The organism is Serratia rhizosphaerae (assembly GCF_009817885.1).
Lineage (GTDB): Bacteria > Pseudomonadota > Gammaproteobacteria > Enterobacterales > Enterobacteriaceae > Serratia_B > Serratia_B rhizosphaerae.
Genome location: NZ_CP041764.1, coordinates 3,233,731 through 3,257,991 on the forward strand (window position 1 = coordinate 3,233,731; position 24,261 = coordinate 3,257,991).

Sequence of the window (24,261 nt, forward strand, 5' to 3'; positions counted from 1 at the left end):
ATTAGGGGATTTTGTAACACATTGTATTTAAGTAATAAATTAGACTAACCACTATAAGGAGGAACGACGTGATGAAAGAACGTAGGATCGACGCGTAGCCGCCGGAATACATAGGCGGAACGGACAGAAGGGACAGCGCAGCACTGAAGAGTCACACAGAATGCCAGGCGAAGAGTACAGGAGCTGAAGCAGCGAAGAACACAGGGATGCGAAGAGTGGTGTAGCGACGTGAAGAAGGCACAGGAGTGCACCCGCGAAGAAGGCAAGCGCACCGTGAGCACGCCCGCCACCCTCCAAGCACCACGCAGAGCACCAGCACACACCACCCGACCACACCGCAGAGCGACGAACGAGCACGAACGACGAGCACGACGCCGCAAGGCGGAGGGCGAGAAGTGAGGGGTGCCGCACGCAGCCCAGCCGGACAGAAGGAGACGGGCGCACGCGATCAACTCCGCGTGCACACGCCAGCACACCCGCACGCACGAGCACACGCACACCCCTGCGCGAACGCACACGCACACGCGGGAGGGCACGGGGGACGCTGAGAGCTGTAGTGGTGGAGGGAGGCACTCGCATGAGTGAAACAAAAATCGAGTGCAGGTTAGAACGCGCGTTTTTGAGGGAATCAGTCTATTGGCTTTAGTTTTTTATTATGATCTTCATAGAACTCAAATTCATCCCAATTATATAGAAATAATGTGGAAAATTTACCCGTCTCATTTTTTATTGATTCCTTTACATACATTTTTCTTTTGTTTTCGAATTCAGGGTTGTTAAATAAAACAATCGCCCTTGATCTTAGACCACCACCTGACCTGAAGAAAACACTAAACTCATCACAGGTGTACTTATTAAAATTGGCACAGTTTGACGAGTCTTTGTCAAGTTTACAAATAGTAAATTTAATTTTGTCGTACAAACCCACTAACTCTATGAATTTGTTGCTATCCGCATGCTCACTTGTTAGTTTATTGAACTCCTTTATATATTCGCTATCATTTTCCACTTTCAAGGGGTAGCGAGCTTGAATTAATATGTCTTTCGATACCATGCGTAGTAAGTTTATTTCATGTTCATTTATATCTAAACCTAGCTCTTTCGCCATAGTGTCCAACTTATGGCCATAATCACGGAATATTTTCTCTATGGTTTCTTTTGTTGCTCCATAGTTCAAGAGTAATATTGCAGATTTCAAAAGCATTTCAAAGGCATAACCGAGAAGTAACCTACTTGATTTATCCGATGCAGATACAATATTAATTAGAGTAGTAACTTCGCCACTCCCGCTTTCCATTTCTCTTATTCTCTGTCTAGTGGCATCACCTTGCTCACGTAGTAGCTTTGCAGAAACATAAAGTTTTTGGGATTCGCTAACCCATTCCTTTCTGTTGAATATACCATTACCATTTTTTTGAGTGATAATTCTGCTTTTCATCTCATGCCCACATTGGATAATAAACGTATGATTCTGTCATGGTTTTTAGGCGATACCAGCCATAAAGCCCCGGTTAGTGATACCTAAACAGCGGAGCGTCAGCGACAGCATCATATTAGCATAGCGCCCCATCGTTATCAGGTCGCCCGTGCATCCTAACGGAACCGTGGGCCAGCCGGAGATAGGGCCGGGTCTTTCGCTACCGGTGCGTATCACTTGAGCCTGTTTATCCCTGCGAAGGGGCATCGGGGCTAAATGCTGCGGTGCGCTATGTTTTGGGAGAGTTTAAAGCCGGTGGTGCGGCATCGCCGTTCAAGTTCATCTATCGCAGTTTGAGGCGTAGAACTACTGCCAGCTTTTGAGGTATGCTCCCGTAACCACATCCACAAAAAGCAACAGTTAGGCCTGTGTTTTTAACGTGATTGGTAACGATGGAAATAACGAAAGCGTATGGCGCGGGGCTTTGAGGAATTATTAGTCGATTCCCTTCACCCGCTCCACGCATTTCTTATCAATCAACTATCTGACTTGTAAGCACTATCAGAAAGATAATTCCTCATCTGCACTGCTCTTCGCTCAATTGAACGACGCCTGTAGCTGCTACCGTCTGGGGTGTGTTAGATCTGTGAGCATATAAAACCGTTGGCGGCCGTTACAGCGTCTTACCGCGATAGCACAACAAGAAAAACCAAGCCGTGCCACAGGCTCTAAACACTCACAGAAATCTCACAGTAAGGCGTATTTAAGTCCGATGTCACTAAACAGGTTCATGGTGATTTTCGTCCCTGCACACGATATGCAGGCTCTGCTAGCGTTTCGCCGTGCCTGTTGTAGGATGGGGCATTCTTGCCGGCGATATTGCTGCAATTGCATTTAAAGCAACGGTTAAGTACAACACGATAGCTCGTGGGAGTGACAAGTTATGGTAACTGATGAGGATGTTTTAGCGTTTTTTCGTAAAGAACTGCCCATGGTTACTACTTTGCGTTTGAAGCCTGTCCCGCTTGAGTTGGATACCGTTTTACAAGAGTTCTCAGAGATAGATGACTTGGCGCCGGCAATAGATAGGTACAGCGAAACATTCAATATTGATGTGTCCATACTGGATATTGAATGTTATTACCCGTGGGCGATCCCATGGTTTTTCCGCAAATGGTTTACGACAAAACCCGTTAAGCAGTCCAAAAAACCTCTTACCGTGCGTATGTTCGCGGAGTCTGCCAAGGCCGGTCGCTGGCTGTATGATTAACATTCATTATCGAATTAGGCACATCAGCGGTGCTCTCCTTGCTCATCGTTTGGTTCGCTAACGTAAGTTCAAGTGGCCAAAAAAAGGGCGGTGAGAGCACCCTGGATGGACGTTGCCAGAATTTCCTGGTCGATAAGCCTCTCCCGCGCTTTAAATCCCGCTGAACCAGTTGTAGCCCTGGTCTTCCCAATAGCCGCCGGGGTTGGTGTCGCTGACGAAAATGGCGGCGATATGTTTGGCGTTTTTAAATCCCAGCTTGGTGGGCACCCGTAGCCGCAAGGGGTAGCCATATTCCGCCGGCAGCGCCTTACCAGCAAAATCCAGCGCCAGAATGGTTTGCGGATGCAGCGCGGTGGCCATATCAATGCTGGAGTAGTAGCGATCCGCGCATTTAAAACCGACGTAACGCGCGTTGAGATCGGCGCCAACATGCTGCAGAAAGACGCGTAGCGGCACGCCGCCCCACTGGCCAATCGCGCTCCAGCCCTCAATACAGATTAAGCGGGTGATCTGGCTCTGCTGCGGCAGGCGCTGCAGTTGTTCGAGGGTCCACGGCGCTGTTTTCGCTACTTTGCCGGAGACTTCCAACTGATAACCGCTCAAATCGACTTCCGGCACGTTGTATTCCGGGTAGTAGGCGTTAAACGGAAAAGGATGCGTGATCTGATCCGGACGATAGGTCTGCGCCAGGCGCTGCCCGTTGAACAGCCAGGCCTGGACCCGATCGTTCCAGCGTGACATCGCCCACAGCACTTTATCAACCCGATCGCCGTCTTGCAGATTACAGCCGGTCAGCATTGCCACGCCGCCCAGAGTCAGGCCAGAGCGCAGTAGCAGCCGGCGCTGCAGATTCACCAGCTGTTTTTTCTGATCCGGTTCCAGCGTCGGCGCGCGGGGAGACGGCTTTTTATCCTTCACGTTTACCTCCTGCCAGCATGGCCCACAGCGTGCGCGGTACGACGATCACCATCAGCAGGTGAATGATGACAAACAACCCGACCGCTGCCATGGCGAAAAAATGCACATAGCGTGCGGTGTCAAAACCGCCGAACAGCGCCACGAGCCAGGACAGCTGCACCGGCTTCCAGATCGCCAGCCCGGAGAGCACCAGCAGCAGACCGAGCGCCACAACGCCGAGGTACATCAGCTTTTGAATCGCGTTGTATTTGCCGTGGCGGTGTTGCAGCCGCAGCGTCAGCGCCAGCCCGATATCACGCCGCAGCGCGTCAAGGCGCAACGGCAGCAGATCGTGACGCAAATGGCCGCTGCACAGGCTCCATAGCAGATAGCACAGGCCGTTGAATGCCAGCAGCCACATCAGCGCCAGATGCCAGCCAATGGCGCCGCCCAGCCAGCCGCCGAGCGTGACGGCGGGCGGAAAGCGGAAGTCGAACAGCGGCGAGGCGTTGTAGATCTCCCAGCCGCTCATAAACATGCACGTCATGGCGAACAGATTAACCCAGTGGGTGATTCTGACCGGCCAGCGGTGCACCGGTCGCGACATAGGTGCTTTCATCACGCCCTCCCGCATTACATCGGCGGTACGGTACCGTTTTTACCGGCGGAAATTCGGGTAGCGACGCGTTCACCTTTGTCGTCAGCGGCAGAGAACAGCACGATATGGGTGCCGGGCTGCAGCAGGCTGCGATCGCCGGGATCGAGCGTCACAATCGGCGTACCGTCCGGCACGATGACGGTTTTTTGCTGGTTGTTGTAATTGACCGTCAGGGTGCGGCCGTTGGCGTTCACCAATTTACCGACGGTGCCATTGGTCATGGTATCGACTTTGCCATCGGCGGATTGCCAAGGGGAGTGGCCTTCGCCGGAACCGCGCAGGCTGGCGGCGAAGACGTGAACCTCCAGCGCTTTTAGACTGCCGTCGGCCTGTGGGACTGCTGCGGTGCCAATAAAGCTGTCGGGTTTGATATCTGCGGTCGACCCTTTCGATACACTCAGCACTTTGGTCTGGTCGTTGAGTTTCACGCTGACCTTTTCCCCTTTACGGTCGGTCAGCTGCAGGCTGGTGGCGGAAACCTGATCGATAGTGCCGCGCAGCGGGGCGATGACTTTGCCTGGCATTTGCGCGGCGGCAATACCGCTGCACATCAGCAGGCCGGACAGCAGTAAACCGGCAATACGACGTTGAGTAAGCATTATGTTCTCCTGTGGTTGATTGCCGATTAAGCATGGTTGAAGGATTGGGACAGCACCATGTCTGTTTGATGACATTAATGTCATCAAGCCGCGTGGCTGAAACTGCTACTCTGTTTGCAGAAAGAGTGAGGTGGTGAGAATGCGCATATTAGTGGTTGAAGACGATACCAGCACCGGCGATTACCTGAAAAAGGGGCTGGGGGAGGCCGGATACGGCGTTGATCTGGCGCGTAACGGCACCGATGGCCTGTTCCGGGCGTTGGAGCATGGCTACGATGCCATCGTGCTGGACGTGATGCTGCCCGGAATTGATGGCTGGCAGATTATTGAGGTGCTGCGTAAGAAAAGCGATGTGCCGATCCTGTTTCTGACGGCGCGCGACGGCGTGCAGGACCGGATCCACGGCCTTGAGCTGGGCGCCGATGATTACCTGGTCAAACCGTTTTCGTTTACCGAACTGGTGCTGCGCCTGCGCACGCTGCTGCGTCGCGGCACGGTGCGTGAGTCCGATCACTACGCGATCGCCGATCTGCACATCGATGTGCTGCGGCGCAAGGTGATGCGTCAGGAGACGCTGATTCCGCTGACCAATAAAGAGTTTATGCTGCTGCATCTGTTGGTGCGGCGGGAGGGGGAGGTGCTGTCTCGCACCATGATTGCCTCTCAGGTCTGGGATATGAATTTTGACAGCGATACCAACGTGGTGGATGTCGCCATCAAGCGGCTGCGCGCCAAAATCGACCGGCCATTTGCGATCAAATTGATTCATACCGTGCGCGGTATCGGCTACGTCTGCGAGGCGCGTCCATGAGTACGTTGGCCCGGCGCTGGCGGACGATGTCCCTGACGTTACGCAGCGCCATCCTGTTCGCCGTGGTGGCGGCGCTGGTGGTCAGCGCTGCGGGCAGCTACCTGTATGGCGCGATGCGTCAGGAAATGGTCAACCGCAGCGATCTGCAGGTGACCGGACGTATCGACTATTACCGGAAATTACTGGGTCAGCGCTTTTTAGTGGAGCGGCTGGTTGCCAATACCGGGTTGTTCGAAAATATGCTGGGCAACGAACAGGACGTCCTGATCTTCCAGCTGCAGGGGCAAAAACCGTTAATCAACGTTAACCCGGCCAGGCTGACGCTGCCATCGGTGGTGCCAACGCCGGTCGGTCAGCCGCAGCGGCTGAAGGCAGTGCGCGCCGGAGAGACGCCGCAGGGCGTGCCGATCCGGCTGGCATCGGCGCTGGTGAAACTGGAGGACGGCAAAGTCCTGCAAATTTCGGTGGCGCATGTGATGGCCAACGAACAGAAAATGCTGGCGCGTTATTTGTGGCGCGTGCTGGCGGCGGTGGGGATGGCCTTCGCGCTCATTGCGCTGCTGGGATACTGGGTGATGCGCCGTGAGCTGCGGCCACTAAGGCGCATGGCGGCGCAGGCGGCGGCGATCGCGCCCAGTACGCTGTCAACCCGGCTGAGCGTGCACGGAGCGCCGCAGGAACTGCGGCAGCTGATAGTGTCATTCAACGCCATGCTTGACCGGATAAACGACGGCTATCAGCGCTTGACGCAGTTCTCCGCCGATCTGGCGCATGAGATCCGCACGCCGGTAGGCGCTCTGATGGGCCAGTGTCAGGTGGCCCTGTACCAGCCCCGCAGCGTAGAAGAGTATGAAACCCTGCTCTCCACCAATATGGAGGAATTGGAGCGTATCTCACGCATGGTGGAGAATATTCTGTTTCTGGCCCGTGCCGGCAACGCGCAATCCGCGCTGAATTACCGCACGCTGGATATGGCGGCGGAGCTGCAGCGGGTGGCTGATTACTTTGAAGGCTTGGCAGAAGAGCGTGGTATTCAGCTGACTTGCCAAGGGGGCGGGCGGCTGTGGGCCGATGCCATGCTTTTTCAGCGGGCGCTGAGCAATCTGGTCGCCAATGCGGTGCGTTATGCCGATGGGAACAGCCAAATCATACTGCGGGCCGGGACGGAGGGGGACGCGTGCGTGGTACGGGTGATCAATCAGGGGGCGCCAATCGACGCCGCACACCTGGATAAACTGTTCGACCGGTTCTATCGCGCTGACGCCGCACGCAGCAGCCAGGCCAGCGGGCTTGGGCTGTCAATTGTACGCGCCATCATGACGTTGCACGGTGGCGAGGCCTGTGCCCAGTGTTACCCGCAGCCGCCGGCCGCCCAAATCGTGTTCAGCCTGCTATTTCCGGCAAATCCGCAGGAGGCGCATGACGGGAGAGGGTAAAAACCGGCTCCCGTCATGCGCCGTTTCCCTTCGGCAGACGACGTATTAAGCCCTTAATGCTTCGTAAGACACCATAACGTGTTCGCGGAAGGCGGGGCGTTCCGTCAGCCGATCGTAGTAGCTGCGCAGGTTTGGCAGTGGTTGTCGGTCGATGTCTATATCGTAGTAACGATACAGCACGTGCCCGAATTGGATATCTGCGGCGGAAAATGTGTCGCCAGCCAAAAACGTCTGGCCTGCGAGGCGCTGTTCGGCAATCATCAGTTTGTTCTCAAAGGCCTGCAGCGCTTGGTCGATCGCGGCGGGATCGCGTTCAGCTGCGGGCGTACGCACCACGCGCCAAAAGATCGGCGCGGTAAACAGCAGCGCTACGTTCAGTTTTGACCATTCCATCCAGCGGTCTACATTGGTTCTGGCGATTAAGTCGGCGGGCCAGAATTCGTCCGGTGCATAACGGTTTGCCAGATAGCGCAGGATGGCGCCGGTTTCCCACAGCGGCGGGAGGTCGCCATCTCGGAGTACGGGGATGGTACGGTTCGGGTTCAGCGCATAAAATTCGTCGCTGTCCGTGCCGCCGAATCGGTGCCCGACGTCATGTCTTTGATACGGTAAACCCAGCTCGCCAATGCACCACATAAGCGCCTGTACATTGGATGAGCTCTTTCTTCCCCAAACTTCCAGCATGAATCTGTCCTTCTTGCCAATTGATGTACGCTAACGGGAGCGTTCCATTAGAAAAGTCGAAAATAGAATGATGGCGGGAAAGCCCGCTTTTTGACTGCCCGTTTTCAGGTGTTAACATAGACGGTTATTATGCACCTTGCGTATACCATTATTGACATACGGCTGATTGAGGATAGGTTTTGAGCAGAGGGAATATATCTGCGGCGTGGCGCCGTCTGGCGGTGTGTCTGACGCTTGGCCTGCTGTTGGCGGGCTGCTCAGGCAAAAATAGCTACAACCGTGATTATGATAAATTGCCTAAAGGCAGCTACAGCGGTAGTTCCTATACCGTCCAGCGTGGCGATACGCTGTATTACATCGCCTGGATTACCGGCAATGACGTCAGCACGCTGGCGCGCACCAACAATATCCGTCCGCCTTATAGTCTGGCCGTCGGGCAAAAATTAAAAGTCAGCCCCGGCGCGACGGCGAAAAGCACAAGCCGCAAATCCGGCGGTCGCTCCTCCGGCAGCGTGCTGACGAAGAGTACGCCGCCGCCGGGCGTCTCACGCTGCTGGCGCTGGCCGACCGATGGCAAGATCGTTGCCAGGTTCTCAACCTCTGACGGCGGTAATAAGGGTATCGATATTGCGGGCCGCCGCGGGCAGCCGGTTTACGCCAGCTCCAAGGGCAAAGTGGTGTATGTCGGCAACCAACTGCGCGGTTACGGCAATCTGATCATGATTAAGCATGGTGAAGATTTTATTTCGGCCTATGCGCATAACGACACTACGCTGGTGCGTAACGGGCAGGATGTGAAAGCCGGGCAGAAAATTGCCACCATGGGCAGCAGCGGCGCCAATTCTGTCCGCCTGCATTTCCAGATTCGCTATCGCGCGACGGCGCTGGATCCGCTACGTTATTTACCGCCGCAGGGGCGTGTTCCTTCCTGTTAAACGCAAGGGCCGGCAATTACGCCGGCCCTTTTTACTTACAGCGTTTTGACCAGCGAATCCCGGGTGATCTCGCCGATGGTTTTGGCGCCGGTCAGCGTCATCGCGACCCGCATTTCTTTATCAATCAGATCCAGCAGGTTCGCCACTCCGGCTTCGCCGGCCGCCGCCAGCGCGTACACGAAGGCGCGCCCCAGCAGGACGCTGTCGGCGCCCAGCGCAATCATCCGCACCACATCCAGCCCGTTGCGGATGCCGGAGTCGGTCAGAATGGTGATATCGCCTTTGACCGCATCGGCAATCGCCGGCAGAGCGCGGGCGGTGGAAAGAACGCCATCCAGCTGGCGGCCGCCGTGGTTGGAAACCACAATACCGTCAGCGCCGAAGCGTACGGCGTCTTTGGCATCTTCAGGATCAAGAATGCCTTTAATGATCATCGGCCCCTGCCAGAACTCGCGGATCCACTCCAGATCTTTCCAGGAAATCGACGGATCGAAGTTGGCGCCGAGCCAGCCGATATAGTCCTCCAGGCTGGTGGGCGTACCGCGATAGGCGGAGACGTTGCCAAGGTCGTGCGGTTTACCGTTGATACCGACATCCCACGCCCATTGCGGGTGGGTCATCGCCTGTAAGACTCGGCGCATGGCGGCGTTCGGGCCGCTCATGCCGGAGTGCGCATCGCGGTAGCGCGCGCCGGGAACCGGCATATCGACGGTGAACACCAGGGTTTTAACCCCGGCCGCCTGCGCCCGCTCCAGCGCGTTGCGCATAAAGCCGCGATCCTTCAGCACATACAGCTGAAACCACATCGGCCGGTTGATGGCCGGCGCCACCTCTTCGATCGGGCAGACCGAGACGGTCGACAGCGTGAAGGGAATGCCCTTGTTGGCGGCCGCGCGCGCCGCCTGCACTTCACCGCGCCGTGCGTACATGCCGGTCAGGCCGACGGGCGCCAGCGCTACCGGCATCGCCAGTTTCTCGCCGAACAGGGTGGTTTCCAGGCTTAGCTCGGACATGTTGCGCAGCACGCGCTGGCGCAGGGCGATATCGGCCAGATCCGCCGTGTTGCGCTGTAGCGTGTGTTCAGCATAGGCTCCGCCATCAATGTAGTGGAACAGAAAAGGCGGAAGTTTTGCCTGTGCTGCGGCCCGGTAGTCGGTTGAAGCGGAGATGATCATAATGCGTCCCTTACTTTATCGTTAACTTAAACTTACTGTGATTCGCTCAGAATGCCAGTATCAGCGCCATGCCAGCGGCGAACGCGCCATAAACCAGCATGGGCAATATGGTTTTTCTGATGATCTTGCCCTCGGCCTGAGTAATGCCGAGGATTGAGCAGACGGCGATGATATTGTTCAGGCAAATCATATTGCCCATCGCTCCGCCTACGGACTGCAATGCCAGCGTCAGGTTGACGTTCAAACCGCTGCTGACGGCGATGGAGTGCTGAATACCGCCAAATGTCAGGTTTGAAACGGTATTCGAACCGGAGAAGAACGAGCCGAGTGCGCCGAGAAGGGCGGAAAACAGCAGCCAGCTGGCACCGGTGGTATCGGCCAGCGCTCTGCCGATAATCATCACCGGCGCGTTATCCCCGCCCAGCATCAACAGATTGACCATAATCAGCGCACCGAGCAGGGCGATAAACGGCTTGCCGATACTGCGGGTGGTATCACCGAAGATCCGATGTACCTGTTGGCCGCTTAATCTGAACAGCGGAATGGCGAGTAACACCACCAGCAGGAAAGGAATCAGGGCCGGCACGTACAGCGTTTTATAACTGGCCTGGGCGCTGGTGCCCAATACCTGCTGCAGTTCAATAATCAGCGCCTTGCTGATGCTGAGTTCACCGAACCATCCCAGACTGCCCTGCCACAGCGGAGCGGTACTGTTAAGCAGGGATTTCAGCCCCAACTGGTGGATGCGCGTGACGATCAGAATCACGATCAGCAGCAGCGTCGGCGCCATGGCTTTAAGCACTTGGCCAAAGGGTACCGGCTGAGCGGTGGACGGGGTTCTGTCGCGCGTCAAGCCGATATTGGCGCGGGCCAGCAACACCGATAATGCCAGGCCGATGGCGCCGCCCAGCAGTGCCGGAAACTCGTAGTTAACCTGCGCCAGCAACAGGTAAGGCAGCGTGCAGCTGAGTGCGCTCAGCAGGATAAACGGCAGATTTTGGCGGATCTGCCGCCAGGAAACGATAAAGCGCAGCGCCAGAATCGGAATGATCAAGCCGGCGACGGTGTGGATTAACGCGGTTTGGCGACCAATGTCCAGCAGGTCGGCGTCGCTCAGCCCCAGGTTGGCAAAGCCGAACCAGGTCGGGGTGCCCACGGCGCCGAAAGAGACCGGCACCGAGTTCATCACCAGCGTCAGGATAGCAACGCGCAGTGGATTAAACCCCAGCCCAACCAGAATCGGCGCGGCGATAGCGGCCGGCGTGCCGAAGCCGCTGGCGCCCTCAATCATAAAAGCAAACGCCCAGCCGATGATCATTAGCTGGGCGACAGGGTTGGGGCTGATATTTTCCAGCCAGTTGCGCACCACGTTTTCCGCCCCGCTGATTTGCATCAGTTTATTGAGCAAAATGGCGCCGGCGATAATGGTAATCGGGGTGAAAACCGCAACCAGCGCGGTAATCACATTGGCATGTAATAGGAGCAAGTCGCCGTTGAACCACAGCAGCTGTAAAGCATAGACCACAATGGCGGTTAACGGCAGAGCGATATAAGCGGGGACGCCTTGGTGTTTCGTCATCATCCATATCAATAAGATGATCGGAGCGATACTGAAAAACAGGGACATAGGATCCTCAGCGATTATTATTTTTATGCGATAGGGCGATCGGAAATCGTCAATGTTTGCCACGGTATTATTCTAATCACAACATTATTCGATGTTCTACGTTGCATTTTTGCAACAATTGTAGAACGGACAGAACAGAGCATTCGGCTGGAATGAGAAGAGAAAGCGTGCGTGTTTTATTGTGATTTAAATCATTAGGTTAACGTGTGGTATTGTATGATAAAGGCGCGTGGTCACATTTATTAGGCGTTAATCAGCCATAGATTATCGCTTAAAATCACCTAATCGAACGCTCACCGCTGCCAGAATGGCGGCCGATAACGTGACGGCCTTCAAAAATAATGGCTGATCCTTTTATAACTACCAATGATATGTTCGATCAGCAGGCGGGTTTTTAACGGTAAATTACGGGTGTAGGGGTAAACGGCATAGACGCCGAGCACTTTTCCGCAGTGGCCATTTAATATTTCCACCAGTTTTTCATCCTGCAAATCCTCATACACCATGCAGCGGGGAACCATCGCGATGCCATGCCCGGCGATCACCGCTTTGCGAATGGCGCGGGCATTATTGGCGGAAAGATTGCCGTTGACCTGCAGTTCCTGAATATCGTCGTGGCCGGGCTGTTTGACCAGCCAGTTGGCGGTGCCGCTTTCTTGATAGGTATAGGTCAGACAGTTATGCGCCAACAGATCGGCGGTGGTTTGCGGCTGCGGGTGTTGTTCAAGGTAGGCCGGGGAACAGACGATCACCCAGCGCGAGTCCAGAATGTGCCTGGCGATCAGGCTGGAGTCGGGCATGGTGCCGGTGCGTATCGCTAAATCGATGCCTTCGTTGACCAGATCGACAAAGCGATTTTCCAATCGCATTTCGACCTTGAGCTCAGGATGCTGTGCGCAAAATTCGGCGACGCTTTCGCTGAGCAGCAGTTCACCGGAAATGGTGGGCACCGACATCCGTATGGTGCCGGTCAGCGCTTCGCTTTTTTCACTGACCGCATACAGCGCCTCCTGCATTTGCGCGCTCAGGGTTTTGGCATGATGGTATAGCATCGCACCGCTTTCGGTTGGCGTCAGGCTACGGGTGGTGCGATACAGCAGCCGCGCGCCGAGTGATTTTTCCAGCTTGCCGATACGTTTACTGATGACGGAACTGGTGATACCGGCGCTTTCCGCCGCTTTGCTGAATGAGCCGCAATCGACGATAAGCGCGAAGAGTATCAGATCGTTGGCGTATTCATGGGTTGGCAACATAGCGGCCGGCTGTCCTGTATCAATGTGGTTGCGGATAGTGTACGGGCTGCTGGCAGGGAAACAAACCTTCGCGGAGAGTTTTAACCGGGTTGCGCCAGTCAACTGGTCGGAGCAGAACAGATCCCAAGATTCATCGAGATTATATAAGAATTATCCTTCAATGTTATTTATATGATATATGATAAAAAATACATATATAGTTTGTTTTTTTGCTCACATCATTGGCGTGAAATAAGAAACATCCTGTTATTACCTTGTGTCAAAGTGCATCATAACGTAATGATTAGATGAAAATCTTATTGATATACTTATTTCTGATGGTTATTCTTCTCTCAGCTTTTATATGCAAAGAACTCTATAATAGGAAACTACATTTTAATAAGTGTGAGTTATTTTTTCGCGTTTATTGAAAATAATCATCCCCTCAGGATGAAGCAATGGTAAATTCGTAGCAGCTAAACATAAGGATATAGCAATGAAAAAAGTAACTCTGCCGGCAGCGGAAGCGGTGATTGGCGGGACGTGCAAAAAAAATTGCACGGACAGTTTTGAATGGATTGGTTCCGCTCCAAACCAGGTATGCACCCTGGTTCGTTCCTGTACCGACAAATATGGTAAGATACATCAGACTTCCATGCCGGCAGTTGACAGTAAACAATGCCGACCAATTGGTTAATTGATTTTGCTTATAACTGATGTGAATTTATATCAGTAAATCAAAATGTATACGGATGTGGCGTGTTGTGCCACATCCGATTTTTGTATCGTAGAGGTTAAGGCATGTGCGTAATATGCATTTAGCCTTAAATAAACAGGGGGTGATCTATTCCCTCAGTTTAATGGGATTACGTTACTTTTCAGGATGAATAATCATGTTTAAAAAACCATTACCCCTTATTGCATATACATTATTTATTGTTGTTATTTCTTCGCTGATCACTACAGCCTATATCCATTATTTTGTGGTAGGGGCGAATAGTGGTGATGACGGGGCGCCGGCATTGACGTCGATTAGCGATGAGCGGATTAAAAAAAGCCCGATAAAAGAAGAAAACGCAATTGTCGAAATTTTCTCTTATGGCTGCCACTACTGTGCAATTAATGAAAAGAACGTCAAAGAACTTGAGGCACAGTTGCCGCCTGGCAGCAAGCTAGTTCGCCTGCATATTGGCAACCCGCAAAACAGCGGTCTGTCTGCCTATGCGCCGCTGTTCGCCACGCTGTCGGTGATGGGGCTGGAAGACAAGTACCGTGAAAGCGCCTACCGGGCGATTATCAAAGAGCGGCTCGATCTGAGTGACCCGGCGCAACTGGGGCAATGGCTGCAGGATAACGGCATCGATCGTACGGACTATCGAAGCGTCAGCCAGTCACAGGACGTCAAGGAGTTGATGGCTTATATGACGGCGGTTAGCGAGTACTACCAGGTTAATGCTACCCCGAGCTTTATCGTCAATAAAAAATGGCTGGCGCAGCAGGATAGCGATTTCTCTACCTTTAGCAAAAAGCTGTTGTCGCTGCTGAAGGACGATAGCCCGCTGGAGCCGTAATGCGTTTCGTTGCCGTATGGGTTTACCTAAGCGCCTGTAACTTGTGGGATCGCGCGATCGGCCAATGGCACCGGGTGCTCAGGCTGCGCGCCCGGCTGATCTGCCTGATACTGCGGCATACCGATTACCGTCTGGCTTTGGCGGTGAGCGAAGCGAGCCGCTGGTTGCCGTTCGTCAATCGCGGGTTGCGGGGGCGTGCGGCGGTGGCACGCGCCAATCAGCACTCTTTGCTTGGCGACGGGCCGCAGGTGGACTTTATTCGTCAGATGCGTCGGCGACAGGTGCTGGAACTGGCGGCGACCTACGGACGTAATCGTCAACTGTTGGCGCAGATGGCGTCTTGCAGCGCCCAACTGAATCAGGTGGTTGCACCGCTGCATGCTGCTGGTTCTCCGGTGATTTTGGCGCCGCTGCATATGGTTTCTGACATCCTGGCCGGGATGGTGGGAGGGGATACCTTTCCTGGCAAGGCGACGGTCATCGTATCGTCCGGTGCCGAGATGTATCAGGAGCAGACACGCAGACAGGGCGGCGTTAATCTGGATTACTGCTCGATTCATGATGATAACCGCGCTATTGCCGGCAACCTGACGTCCGCACTGATGGAAGCGGCGGATAATCAGAGAAATATCATTATTTTTCCAGATATTACACCAGATTATACGGTGACCACCAACCGCGCCAGAACGGCGAAACTGCCTTGTCGCTTGTTCGGCCGCCCTGCCAACGTGCACAGCGGCGTGGTGCGTTTGGCGCGCGCGCTGTCCGCCAGCGTGGTGTTTTATTACCTCTATTATGACCGTGGCATCAGGATTCATATTTTTCCGCCGGTAGAGGCCGGCGCACTGCCGCAGGCATTGCCGGAGGTTATTGAAACCGCGTTGCGGCAACGTCCTGAGGTATGGATGCTCTGGCATGCGCATTCGTTGTTTTTTATCAATGAATAACCTGGAACTGTAAAAGAGATCATGGAAAAGATAATCCCGACGCAGGTGTTTCAAAGCGAGACGAACGAATGCGGCCTGGCCTGTATTGCGATGCTGGCGGAAACACAGGGCATTGATGCGCCATTGGAAGCGTTGCGCACACGCTTTCCAGCTTCCCAGCACGGCATGTCGCTGGCGACGTTAACCACTATCCTCGGCGAACTGGCGATTCCTGCCTATCCGGTGTCTTTTGAGCATCAGGAACTGGCTGAACTGCCGCTGCCGGCGATTTTACACTATGGCGCCAGCCATTACGTTTTACTGGCCTACCGTAAAGGCAATCACGTCTGCGTGATGAACCCGGCGATCGGTCAGCAGTTATTGCCTCTGGAGGCGCTCAAGCAGGAGATCAGCGGCTATGCGCTGGTGCTGGATCATGAAACGCCGCCGGATGCCGCGGCATTGGCGGGGGTGAAGCGCAGCCAGTCTTTCAGCGCGCTGGCGTGTATGAGCATGCAGGAAACCTCGCGCCTGCCGGGTATTTATCGCCTGATGACGCTGGCGTTTCTGATTTCTCTTACGCTGTTTATTATGCCGGTAATGGTCAGCAGCGCGATTAATGATGTTTTTTCGAGCGCCGGCGCGACGGATTTCCCTTATTTTTACTACCTGCTGGCGTTTGTCATCTCTACCTCGCTAGCTTTTGGCGTACGAGTGATTACAGAGCGTTTTATCAAACGGTTCGTGGTGCTCAACAGCGTGGCCGGTTTCTCCCGGCTGTTAGCCAACTCGTTAAACTTTTTTGATAAACGTGCGCCTGGCGAAATATTCAGCCGTTTTGCCAACTGGCAGTCGGCCGCCGGGCAAAAAATTGAGCTGGATAACGGTCTGCGTACCGACTGGATCGTCGGGACGATTGCGTTGGGGGTAATGTGTTATATGAGCCCGCTGTTGGCGCTGGTGTCCGTCGTCGGCGTGACGATGATGGGGCTGGTCAGCGTATGGGCCATTTACCGCGATCGTTACTATACCCAGCAGTTGCAGGAAAAAAGCGCCGAGCAGAGCGATTTTATTCTGGAGACTATCCAGGGGTTTTCTACCATCAAATCCGCCGGGCTGGCCAGTCTGCGCAAAGGCGCGTTTGCCCAGTATGCGCTGTCGCTGTTTACCTGCCGGCAAAAGCAGAAAGTTTATGAGCAGATCAAGAGCAGTATCTATCAGCTGATCGGCAGCCTTGAGATGGTGTTTTTTATGCTGCTGGCTCTGCCTTTACTGAAGAGCGGCGCGTTAAGCCTCGGGGAGTTTTTCGCCTATAGCTTCGTGCGCGAGATTTTCACTTCGTATATCACCAAAATATTCTTCGCTATATTGCAAAAAAACCAGCTGCACGTGATCGACAAACGCGCACGCGATCTGTTCCCTGTCGGTGAGGAGGCGGCAGAAACATCGTCGGTTCCACCGGCTGCACCGCCGTTTTCCCGTAGCCTGGGCTACCGCAATATCGTGTTCGCCTATGACGCCCAGCAACCGGTGTTGCAGTGCCTGTCATTTTCGCTGCGGCGGGGGGAAAGCATCGCCATTGTCGGCGAGTCCGGCGCCGGCAAAAGCACCCTGCTGAAAGTGATGTGCGGCCTGATGCCGTCTCAGCAGGGCGATATCATCGTTGACGATGTCCCTATTGATTATCGACAGGCGCACGCGTTGTTTTTCCTGCAAAGTCAGGAGGATATCTTGTTTAATGCCGCCGTGTTGCAAAATATCACGCTGTTTGATGAAGGCTTCGACGAAAGTCGGAAAGCGCAAATTGAACGCTCTCTGCGCGGACTCAATCTGGAGCAGGCGATTGCCAGGCTGCCGGGCGGCATGAACGCGCTGATTCGTGAAAGCCACGCCGGTCTGTCGCTGGGGCAGCGTCAGCGACTGCTGCTGGCTCGAGCCATGTACAGCGACCGTCCGATTCTGGTGCTGGATGAACCTACCGCTAACCTGGATGAAGAGACGGCACAGCAGGTGATGGACACCCTGCTGGCGCACTGTCGTGAGCAGGGCAAAACCCTGATTACGGTTACCCACAGCGAAAGCGTGTTGCCGAAGTTTGATCGGGTGTACCGCATGACTGAGGGCCGGATAGCCGCGATGACGCCATCTAGGGCGCAGCCGGCAGCGTCAGCAATGCCGTGCGGAGAGGTCTGCTGATGCAACGACGGAAAAATCGCAAAGCCGCCCTTGTGTTACTGCCGTTGCTGGTGGTGGCCATCGTTGTGGTTATCAGTTTCTACATGCGCAGTGCGGCGGAGCATATCCCCGAGCCTACCGCGGTGGTCAGCCGGGGTGATATTGAAAAAACCGTGCTGGCGACCGGTATTTTGAAGCCGTCGCTGCAGGTTAACGTTGGCGCACAGGTCAATGGTCAACTGACCAGACTGTATGTCAAACAGGGTGACCGTGTGACCAAGGGTCAGCTGCTTGCAGAGATTGATCCGACGCTGCAGGAAAATGAGGTTCGCAAGTCGGAAGCGCAACTGCAAAGCGCGGTCGCGCAGAAGCAGGCTTCAGAAGCGAACCTGACGCAGTACCAGCTGGAGTTAAAGCGTCAACATCAGTTGGATCGCGAGGGGGCCGGGGTAAAAAGCGATCTGGAAAAAGCGCAGGCACAATATGCCACTCAGGTTGCTCAGGTGCGAATGAATGAAGCGCAGATCGTGCAAATGGAAATGGCGCTGGAGACGGCCAGGGCCAACCTGGGCTATACCCGAATTCTGGCGCCTATTGATGGCGAAGTGCTGGGCATTGTCACCAAAGAGGGGCAGACGATCGTATCGTCGCAGAGCGCTCCGACGATTCTGGTGTTGGCAAATGCCGACACCATGACGGTGCATACACGTATCTCAGAAACCGATATTTTGAAAGTGCGTGTCGGGCAGCCGCTGTGGTTCTACGTCGTGGCTGACCCCAAACGCCGCTATGACAGCGTAATGGGTTCGATCCAGGAGGCGCCGAATGAAGCGCTGCGTGAAGACAACCCGACGTCCTCTTCCAGTCAGCAGCCGACGGCGGTGTATTACAACGGCGTATTTGCCATTGCCAACCTTGAGCGTCAGCTGCGTACGTCGATGACTGCACAGGTGTTTATTATCACCGCGCAGGAGAAAAATGTATTGCGGATCCCGCTGGCGGCGCTGGGGCAGCCGCAGGGAAAAGACCGTTACCAGGTGCAGGTCAAGCGGGGCTCGGCACTTGAGCCGCGCACGATCGTCACCGGCATCAGCGACCGGCAGTTCGTTGAGGTTAAAAGCGGGTTGAAAGAAGGGGAAGACGTGGTGCTGACGCAGATTGCAGGGGGGCAATAATGACCGCTGCGGAACCTATCATTGCGTTAAATAATATTTCACGTCAGTTCTCGTCAGGTCTTGAAACCGTCACTGTGTTGAAAAATATTTCACTGATGATTAATGCCGGCGAGATGGTGGCGATCGTCGGCGCCTCTGGCTCCGGTAAATCTACCCTGATGAATATTATCGGCTGCCTGGATAACCCCACGTCGGGCGAAATGCGTATCAAATCGCTCTCGACGCAGTCGGCCAGCGGTGAGCAGTTGGCACAGCTGCGCAGCCAGTACATCGGTTTTATTTTTCAGCGTTATCACCTGATGCCCTATCTGAACGCTGCGGAGAATGTAGCGATTCCCGCGCTGTATACCGCGATGCCGGCGAGCGATCGTCAGACGCGAGCCGAGTATTTGTTACAGCGGCTGGGGTTGCCGCATCGTATGACGTACAAGCCCGCACAGCTTTCCGGCGGCCAGCAGCAACGGGTCAGCGTCGCCCGGGCGCTGATGAACGGTGCAGAAATTATTCTGGCCGATGAGCCGACAGGAGCGCTGGATCGCAGCAGCGGTCAGGAACTGATGGAGATATTGCATTCGCTGCATCAGAGTGGCCATACCATCATCATCGTTACTCACGATCACGACGTTGCCAGACAGGCGCAGCGCATTATTGAGATCAGTGACGGTGAAATTATTGCCGATCGCCTGAATGATAGCGCGATGCAGGACGATAAGCCCCGGACATTGCCGGCGGCAACCGCCACCGGCCGTGCCCCTCTGTGGCAAGGCGTTCGCGAGGCCGTGCGCATGGCCTGGCGCTCTCTGTTGGGCCACCGGGTACGCGCTTTTTTATCGATGCTCGGCATTATTATCGGGATCTCATCAGTGGTATCCGCCATTGCCGTGGGGGAAGGTGCGCGCCAGAATATTCTGGAGAAGATCAGCCAGTTGGGTACCAGCACGATGGAGATACGGCCCGGTCTTGGCTGGGATAAGCCGCGGCCTGACTTTGAGCGTTCCCTGACGATAGACGACGTGGAGATGTTGGCGAAGCAGCCCTATATCGACGGTATTTCGCCGCAAATCAATAAATATACCAGCATTATTCGCGGCGGAAAGCAGGTGATGGCATCGCTTTCCGGCATCAGCGATGACTATTTTCACGTGCAGGGTGTGACGTTGGTGAGCGGCAATGCGCTAACCAGGCACGACCTCGATGAACGCGAACCGGTGGTCGTTATTGATGCCGAATTGGCGAAAACGCTGTTCCCGGACGGCGAACAGCCGATCGGCGCGATCGTTCAAATCGGCGGTACGCCGTTTCGCGTCAGCGGGGTTGCGGTGAAGAAGGGGCCGTTTATGGGCGGGCAGCTCAACGCCTGGATGCCGTATACCTCGTTGCAGGAGCGTCTGGCGGGTGACGCGCCGCTGGAGTCTATCTCACTGCGGGTGGTTGATGGCTATGCGCTGGCGCAGGCGCAAAAAGACGTGGAGCTGCAGTTGGAGATGTTCCACGGCCGCCGCGATTTCTTCACTCAAACCAACGATCAGATGACGCAGACCATTCAGCAGGCGTCTGACTCCATGCGGCTGTTGATCACCGCGATTGCCGGCATTTCTCTGCTGGTCGGCGGGGTTGGCGTGATGAATATCATGCTGGTGTCCGTGACCGAACGTACGCATGAAATCGGCATTCGCCTCTCGGTCGGCGCACGGCCGCTGGACATTATGCGCCAGTTTTTAATTGAGGCGATGGTGATCTGCACGTTGGGGGGATGGTCGGCATCGCCGGAGCGATGTTGGCGGGCGTTATGTTCTCCTGGTTTACCGACGAATTCACCATGGTCTTCACCTGGCCGCCGATTGCGCTGGCCTGTGGTTTCTCTGCGCTGATCGGGCTGGGGTTTGGTTTTTTCCCAGCGCGCAATGCGGCGCGGCTTCACCCTACGGAGGCGCTGGCGCGCGAATGAGACAGAAAAAAAGCGTGGTGTTGTTGAGTTGTTTGATGTTGTCCGGCTGTGGCGCGCTGGTGAAAAGCGAATATCAGCAGCCGGAGGTATCGGTTCCGGCGCAATGGCGTACGGAAATTACCGGGCCGGCTTATTTGGCAAGTCATGAACATTGGTGGGATAACTTCAACGATCCGCAACTTTCGCAGTTAATCGCCCATGTACTCAGCAGCAATAACGATCTGGCGAAGGCGGGGCTGCAGCTGCAGCAGGCGCGTCTGGAAGCCGGCTTGAGCAATACCAACTTGACGCCGGACGTGACGCTGAGCGGCGGTGCCAGCAACAGCAAGAACTTGCGAGGCGGTGGCGCCAGCGAGGATTACCGTACGTCGCTAAGCCTGAGTTATGAGCTGGATCTGTGGGGGAAACTGGCGCGTACGCGCGAGCAAGCTGCCTGGTTGGTACAGGCTTCTGAGCTGGATAGGCAAAACGTCGCGCTGACGCTGATTGGCAATACCGCTGATTATTATTGGCAAATTGCCAAGCTTAATCAGCAGCTTGATGCGCAGCAACAGATGATGAGCATCGCACAGGAAACGCTTCGTCTGGTGCACGCGCGCCATGCCGCCGGCGCCGCCAGCCAAATAGAACTTTTGCAGGCGCGCCAATCGGTGAACGACCGGGAAAATCAACAGCAAAGCCTGCAGCAGCAGCGTGAAGCAGCGCGTAATGCTCTGGCTATTTTATTCAATAATTCGCCGGACGTACGTCAGCCGGAGCGCCGTGCGCTGGATGCCGGACAGGACGTGCCGATCGCCGCTAGCGTACCGTTGGCGGTAATCGGTCGCAGGCCGGACGTTCAGGGGACGGAGAGGCGTTTGAGAGCCGCCCTGGCCGGCTCCGATGTCGCGCGGCTCAATTTTTATCCGTCGCTGTCTTTGACGGCATCGCTGAGCGCCGGCAGCGCCATATTTCAGCAGTGGTTCAGCCAGCCGATCAGAGCATTGGGCAGCAGCGTAGCGCTGCCTTTCGTACAGTGGAACACCATGAGGCTCACGGCAGAAAAAGCCAAGCTTGATGTCCAGCAGCAGGTTATTGCGTTTCGTAGTGCGGTATATAACGCACTTTCTGATGTGGATAACGCGATGGCGCAGCGGCTGAGTTATCAGCAGCAGAAACGGCGCCTGTTGGAAAACTTGCGGCTTAGCCAGCAGCGGCTGACGTTGGCTGAGAGCCAGTACCGCGCCGGTGCGGTGTCGTTCCAGACATTACTTGATGCGCAGGATGCCCGCTTGAGCAGTGAAAACAGCCTGGCGGAAATGCAATACAACTACCTGAACGCCACGATGAAATTATGGTTGGCCTTGGGGGGCGCAGTGGATAAGGACGAAATGACAGAGGGAAATACTCATGGATAACATGTCTTCGCCACGTCGGGTGGTGGTCACCGGCTATGGTGCGGTAACGCCGCTGGGAGAGAATGCGCAGCAGAGCTGGGCGGCAATGATGGATTATCGCCTGGGCTATCAATATCACGATCGATCCGCCGCGGGGATTCAGTCACGCTTTTTTGGCGTGGTCGCGTCAGAACCTGATTTGAAGTCAGTACCGGCGGCGATTCGGCGTCGTTTGCCGCGCTTTGCGCGTTTGGCACTCGGAGCGGCCAAAGAAGCCGTCGAGATGGCGTTTCAGGGGGCTGCGCCCGTCGATTACTACGACCCGCTGGAGTGCGGCGCGATTATTGGCAGCGGCTGGGCCGGACAGGATGAAAGCTATGACACCTTTGATATGTATCAGCGCAGCGGGTTAGGGTCGCCTTTTGCCTGTTTCCTTTCCATGCCGAATGTTGCGACCGCTGCCTGCAGTTTGCTGTGGGGGCTGCGCGGCTATCAGAATACGCCAATCGCCGCCTGTGCGACCGGCACAATGGCTATCGGCGATGCGTTTGAGGCAATCCGCCATGGGCGCGCCTCCATGATACTGGCGGGCGCTGGTGAATCGCTGCGCTCCGACCCGGCTGTGTGGGATATTGACGTGTTGCGCGCGTTGGCGCGTGAGCAGCAGGATATCACCAAAGCCTGCTGCCCATTTAGTCTGGATCGCAACGGATTTGTGCTGTCGGAAGGCGCGGCGGTGCTGTGTCTGGAAGAGCGTGATGCCGCGTTGGCGCGTGGCGCAGTGATTCTTGGCGAGATAAAAGGCTACGGCAACTATTCTGATGCGTTTGATTTCACTGCACCGGCAGACGATAAGGTCGCCAGAGTGAAAACCATCCGGCGGGCGTTGGCGCAGGCCGGCATTAGTGTACATGACGTGGATTACATCAATGCGCACGGGACATCGACGCCGCTGAACGATCTTAATGAGACCGAGGCAATTAAACTGGCCTTTGGCAAGGCGGCATATACCACGCCGCTATCGAGCACCAAATCTTATTCCGGCCACCTGATTGCCGCTGCCGGCAGCTTTGAGTCGATTATCTGCTTACAGGCAATGGAACATCAGTTGATGCCGGCGACCTGTAACCTGAAAAATCCCGATCCGGCCTGCGATCTGGATTACATCAGCGAAGGGCACCGGGCGGCGTCATTGCACAATACGCTAAACCTGAGTTTCGGCTTTGGCGGTGCCAATGCGGCACTGGTTATCGGCAGGGGTAACGATGCGGTGTAACTATACGCGTAGCGATGCGGAGCAATGGGCGGCATTTTCCGGTGACTACAACCCGATACATTTTGACCTGCAATGGGCGCGCAAACTTGGCAGTGAGCGGCTGACGGTGCACGGTATGCGCGCCATGCTGGACATGAAGCAGGCTTTAAGCGAGGCATTGCGGCCTGTACCGCCGGATGCGCACTTTTTCCGCTTTAGCGCCCGACTGCGGCAGCCGGTACGCTGCGGCCTTGATTATCGGCTGGACGTCGTCGCCACGGAGTATCAGGCGAGTGGCAGGTTGCTGGATGAGCGCAGCGGTGAGAGCTGTTTCAGCGCCAAATTGGTCCCTTCTGTTGCGTTTGACATTGCTGATGTTCCCCATATTCAGCGGCTGAAACGGCAGGATGTCGAAGCACTTGGCCGGCGTTTCCCGGGAGCACCTCTGCTGCAATGGAGCTTTTTGGATGCGCTGCTGTTCCAACGTATCGTGTCGTCGGCGGAAATCTTGTCGGCAATAAAAGAACGATTGCCGACAATGCAGGCGCGGACGCTGATTGATGTTTTTGCACAACTGTCGGTGGTACAGACGCATCATGACGTGCATTTTAACGTTGATTTGTTGGCGTCCGGCGCACTGTGTTGTGGCGACGATGCCTTGTCTTACGTCATATTGCCGTCACTGATTGTCGGTGATGGCGACAGCGGGCTGGTGGTACGGATAGAAGTGCAGTGCTGGACGCCGCAAAGCCCTTTATTGGCGAGCGCGGTAACGTTAAAAACGGCGAGTTATACGCAACGGTAGACTGCATAAAAACATACTGATAAATAAGGATATAACCATGGAAAAGTATCAACAAGTTTATGACACCTTATGTGAGATGATCTGCGATGCCAAAGATCTTGACGCGTCTCAGCTTTCCCCTGATATGCCGCTGCTTCAGCTGAAGCTGGATAGCCTGGACTATGTTGAGATGATGGTGCTGGCTAAGCGGGAGTTTGGCGCCACGCTGAGCGCAGAAATGTTTATTGAGCACCCCGAGATGACATTGGGCGAGCTGTGCCATACGCTGGCCGAACAGAAAAAATAAGCC

General features: G+C 55.2%; 21 protein-coding genes and 2 pseudogenes. 15 read left to right on the forward strand and 8 right to left on the reverse strand.

Going from position 1 to position 24,261, the window contains the following annotated elements; translation table 11 throughout:
- Positions 1-628 precede the first annotated feature (628 nt).
- The gene (locus FO014_RS15090) at positions 629-1,438 is read right to left on the reverse strand and encodes a hypothetical protein (RefSeq protein ID WP_160030119.1); all 810 of its coding nucleotides are present in this window, start codon (positions 1,436-1,438) and stop codon (positions 629-631) included.
- Between the two features lie 818 nt (positions 1,439-2,256).
- Between FO014_RS15090 and FO014_RS24290 the strand changes: the two are divergent.
- Both FO014_RS24290 and FO014_RS15095 read left to right on the forward strand, forming a co-directional pair.
- Positions 2,257-2,367 (forward strand): annotated as a pseudogene (locus FO014_RS24290) (STM2901 family protein); the annotation flags it as partial.
- Positions 2,361-2,687 (forward strand): DUF1493 family protein, encoded by a 327-nt coding sequence (locus FO014_RS15095; RefSeq protein WP_111736530.1) that lies wholly within the window; start codon positions 2,361-2,363, stop codon positions 2,685-2,687. The pseudogene FO014_RS24290 and the gene FO014_RS15095, both read left to right, overlap by 7 nt.
- A 150-nt stretch (positions 2,688-2,837) precedes the next feature.
- On the opposite strand, the gene FO014_RS15100 is transcribed toward FO014_RS15095, so the two are convergent.
- Genes FO014_RS15100 through FO014_RS15110 form a run of 3 tightly spaced genes read right to left on the reverse strand, consistent with a single transcriptional unit; the run spans position 2,838 to position 4,841 of the window.
- Positions 2,838-3,605: a molybdopterin-dependent oxidoreductase gene (locus tag FO014_RS15100; protein WP_160030120.1), complete on the reverse strand. Its 768-nt coding sequence runs from the start codon at positions 3,603-3,605 to the stop codon at positions 2,838-2,840.
- The gene (locus FO014_RS15105; protein ID WP_160030121.1) at positions 3,595-4,203 is read right to left on the reverse strand and encodes a cytochrome b/b6 domain-containing protein; all 609 of its coding nucleotides are present in this window, start codon (positions 4,201-4,203) and stop codon (positions 3,595-3,597) included. The genes FO014_RS15100 and FO014_RS15105 overlap by 11 nt, the downstream gene beginning before the upstream one ends.
- 14 nt (positions 4,204-4,217) lie before the next feature.
- Positions 4,218-4,841 carry a DUF5666 domain-containing protein gene (locus tag FO014_RS15110; RefSeq protein ID WP_111736532.1) on the reverse strand — a complete coding sequence of 208 codons (624 nt, stop codon included), beginning with the start codon at positions 4,839-4,841 and terminating at the stop codon, positions 4,218-4,220.
- A 139-nt stretch (positions 4,842-4,980) separates the two neighbouring features.
- Between FO014_RS15110 and FO014_RS15115 the strand changes: the two genes are divergently transcribed.
- Entirely contained in the window at positions 4,981-5,652 is a 672-nt protein-coding gene (locus FO014_RS15115) for a heavy metal response regulator transcription factor (RefSeq protein ID WP_111736533.1), read from the forward strand.
- Positions 5,649-7,088, forward strand: coding sequence for a heavy metal sensor histidine kinase (locus FO014_RS15120; RefSeq protein WP_160030122.1), 1,440 nt, complete (start codon positions 5,649-5,651; stop codon positions 7,086-7,088). Before FO014_RS15115 ends, FO014_RS15120 begins: the two co-directional genes overlap by 4 nt.
- Before the next feature lie 45 nt (positions 7,089-7,133).
- On the opposite strand, the gene FO014_RS15125 is transcribed toward FO014_RS15120, so the two are convergent.
- Positions 7,134-7,772 (reverse strand): glutathione S-transferase family protein, encoded by a 639-nt coding sequence (locus tag FO014_RS15125; protein WP_105232384.1) that lies wholly within the window; start codon positions 7,770-7,772, stop codon positions 7,134-7,136.
- Between the two features lie 179 nt (positions 7,773-7,951).
- Between FO014_RS15125 and actS the strand changes: the two genes are divergently transcribed.
- Positions 7,952-8,707, forward strand: coding sequence for an amidase activator ActS (actS, locus tag FO014_RS15130; RefSeq protein WP_160030123.1), 756 nt, complete (start codon positions 7,952-7,954; stop codon positions 8,705-8,707).
- A 35-nt stretch (positions 8,708-8,742) separates the two neighbouring features.
- Here the strand turns inward: actS and lldD are convergent, their stop codons facing one another.
- The 3 genes from lldD to FO014_RS15145 all read right to left on the reverse strand — a co-directional run bounded on the left by lldD (position 8,743) and on the right by FO014_RS15145 (position 12,762).
- Complete coding sequence (gene lldD, locus FO014_RS15135) at positions 8,743-9,882, reverse strand: FMN-dependent L-lactate dehydrogenase LldD (RefSeq protein ID WP_160030124.1); 1,140 nt, start codon at positions 9,880-9,882, stop codon at positions 8,743-8,745.
- A gap of 46 nt (positions 9,883-9,928) precedes the next feature.
- A complete protein-coding gene (locus tag FO014_RS15140) occupies positions 9,929-11,509 on the reverse strand; it encodes an L-lactate permease (RefSeq protein WP_160030125.1) in 1,581 nt (526 codons plus the stop codon).
- 332 nt (positions 11,510-11,841) lie between these two features.
- Positions 11,842-12,762, reverse strand: coding sequence for a LysR family transcriptional regulator (locus FO014_RS15145; RefSeq protein ID WP_111736537.1), 921 nt, complete (start codon positions 12,760-12,762; stop codon positions 11,842-11,844).
- Positions 12,763-13,237: 475 nt separating this feature from the next.
- Here FO014_RS15145 and FO014_RS15150 point away from each other — a divergent pair, with 475 nt between their 5' ends.
- The 10 genes and pseudogenes from FO014_RS15150 (at position 13,238) to FO014_RS15195 (ending at position 24,258) form a co-directional block, all read left to right on the forward strand.
- The gene (locus tag FO014_RS15150) at positions 13,238-13,438 is read left to right on the forward strand and encodes a DUF4762 family protein (protein WP_160030126.1); all 201 of its coding nucleotides are present in this window, start codon (positions 13,238-13,240) and stop codon (positions 13,436-13,438) included.
- A 325-nt stretch (positions 13,439-13,763) separates the two neighbouring features.
- A complete protein-coding gene (locus FO014_RS15155) occupies positions 13,764-14,312 on the forward strand; it encodes a DsbA family protein (protein WP_343039559.1) in 549 nt (182 codons plus the stop codon).
- Entirely contained in the window at positions 14,312-15,259 is a 948-nt protein-coding gene (locus tag FO014_RS15160) for a lysophospholipid acyltransferase family protein (RefSeq protein WP_160030128.1), read from the forward strand. Before FO014_RS15155 ends, FO014_RS15160 begins: the two co-directional genes overlap by 1 nt.
- A gap of 21 nt (positions 15,260-15,280) precedes the next feature.
- Positions 15,281-17,434, forward strand: coding sequence for a peptidase domain-containing ABC transporter (locus FO014_RS15165; RefSeq protein ID WP_160030129.1), 2,154 nt, complete (start codon positions 15,281-15,283; stop codon positions 17,432-17,434).
- Positions 17,434-18,588, forward strand: a complete 1,155-nt coding sequence (locus FO014_RS15170) for an efflux RND transporter periplasmic adaptor subunit (protein ID WP_160030130.1) — start codon at positions 17,434-17,436, stop codon at positions 18,586-18,588. Before FO014_RS15165 ends, FO014_RS15170 begins: the two co-directional genes overlap by 1 nt.
- Positions 18,588-20,536 (forward strand): annotated as a pseudogene (locus FO014_RS15175) (ABC transporter permease). Before FO014_RS15170 ends, FO014_RS15175 begins: the two are co-directional and overlap by 1 nt.
- Positions 20,533-21,933, forward strand: coding sequence for an efflux transporter outer membrane subunit (locus FO014_RS15180; protein WP_160030131.1), 1,401 nt, complete (start codon positions 20,533-20,535; stop codon positions 21,931-21,933). Before FO014_RS15175 ends, FO014_RS15180 begins: the two are co-directional and overlap by 4 nt.
- Complete coding sequence (locus FO014_RS15185; protein ID WP_160030132.1) at positions 21,926-23,188, forward strand: beta-ketoacyl-[acyl-carrier-protein] synthase family protein; 1,263 nt, start codon at positions 21,926-21,928, stop codon at positions 23,186-23,188. Before FO014_RS15180 ends, FO014_RS15185 begins: the two co-directional genes overlap by 8 nt.
- Entirely contained in the window at positions 23,178-23,972 is a 795-nt protein-coding gene (locus FO014_RS15190; protein WP_160030133.1) for a MaoC family dehydratase, read from the forward strand. Before FO014_RS15185 ends, FO014_RS15190 begins: the two co-directional genes overlap by 11 nt.
- A gap of 37 nt (positions 23,973-24,009) precedes the next feature.
- A complete protein-coding gene (locus FO014_RS15195; protein ID WP_160030134.1) occupies positions 24,010-24,258 on the forward strand; it encodes an acyl carrier protein in 249 nt (82 codons plus the stop codon).
- The last annotated feature ends 3 nt before the right edge of the window (positions 24,259-24,261 follow it).

What these genes read in the sequence shown, in the direction of transcription:
- FO014_RS15090 (WP_160030119.1), bottom strand. Translation starts at nt 1,438, where the DNA reads ATGAAAAGCAGAATTATCACTCAAAAAAATGGTAATGGTATATTCAAC.
- FO014_RS15095 (WP_111736530.1), top strand. Translation starts at nt 2,361, where the DNA reads ATGGTAACTGATGAGGATGTTTTAGCGTTTTTTCGTAAAGAACTGCCC.
- FO014_RS15105 (WP_160030121.1), bottom strand. Translation starts at nt 4,203, where the DNA reads ATGAAAGCACCTATGTCGCGACCGGTGCACCGCTGGCCGGTCAGAATC.
- FO014_RS15110 (WP_111736532.1), bottom strand. Translation starts at nt 4,841, where the DNA reads ATGCTTACTCAACGTCGTATTGCCGGTTTACTGCTGTCCGGCCTGCTG.
- FO014_RS15115 (WP_111736533.1), top strand. Translation starts at nt 4,981, where the DNA reads ATGCGCATATTAGTGGTTGAAGACGATACCAGCACCGGCGATTACCTG.
- FO014_RS15120 (WP_160030122.1), top strand. Translation starts at nt 5,649, where the DNA reads ATGAGTACGTTGGCCCGGCGCTGGCGGACGATGTCCCTGACGTTACGC.
- FO014_RS15125 (WP_105232384.1), bottom strand. Translation starts at nt 7,772, where the DNA reads ATGCTGGAAGTTTGGGGAAGAAAGAGCTCATCCAATGTACAGGCGCTT.
- lldD (WP_160030124.1), bottom strand. Translation starts at nt 9,882, where the DNA reads ATGATCATCTCCGCTTCAACCGACTACCGGGCCGCAGCACAGGCAAAA.
- FO014_RS15140 (WP_160030125.1), bottom strand. Translation starts at nt 11,509, where the DNA reads ATGTCCCTGTTTTTCAGTATCGCTCCGATCATCTTATTGATATGGATG.
- FO014_RS15145 (WP_111736537.1), bottom strand. Translation starts at nt 12,762, where the DNA reads ATGTTGCCAACCCATGAATACGCCAACGATCTGATACTCTTCGCGCTT.
- FO014_RS15150 (WP_160030126.1), top strand. Translation starts at nt 13,238, where the DNA reads ATGAAAAAAGTAACTCTGCCGGCAGCGGAAGCGGTGATTGGCGGGACG.
- FO014_RS15160 (WP_160030128.1), top strand. Translation starts at nt 14,312, where the DNA reads ATGCGTTTCGTTGCCGTATGGGTTTACCTAAGCGCCTGTAACTTGTGG.
- FO014_RS15165 (WP_160030129.1), top strand. Translation starts at nt 15,281, where the DNA reads ATGGAAAAGATAATCCCGACGCAGGTGTTTCAAAGCGAGACGAACGAA.
- FO014_RS15170 (WP_160030130.1), top strand. Translation starts at nt 17,434, where the DNA reads ATGCAACGACGGAAAAATCGCAAAGCCGCCCTTGTGTTACTGCCGTTG.
- FO014_RS15180 (WP_160030131.1), top strand. Translation starts at nt 20,533, where the DNA reads ATGAGACAGAAAAAAAGCGTGGTGTTGTTGAGTTGTTTGATGTTGTCC.
- FO014_RS15185 (WP_160030132.1), top strand. Translation starts at nt 21,926, where the DNA reads ATGGATAACATGTCTTCGCCACGTCGGGTGGTGGTCACCGGCTATGGT.
- FO014_RS15190 (WP_160030133.1), top strand. Translation starts at nt 23,178, where the DNA reads ATGCGGTGTAACTATACGCGTAGCGATGCGGAGCAATGGGCGGCATTT.
- FO014_RS15195 (WP_160030134.1), top strand. Translation starts at nt 24,010, where the DNA reads ATGGAAAAGTATCAACAAGTTTATGACACCTTATGTGAGATGATCTGC.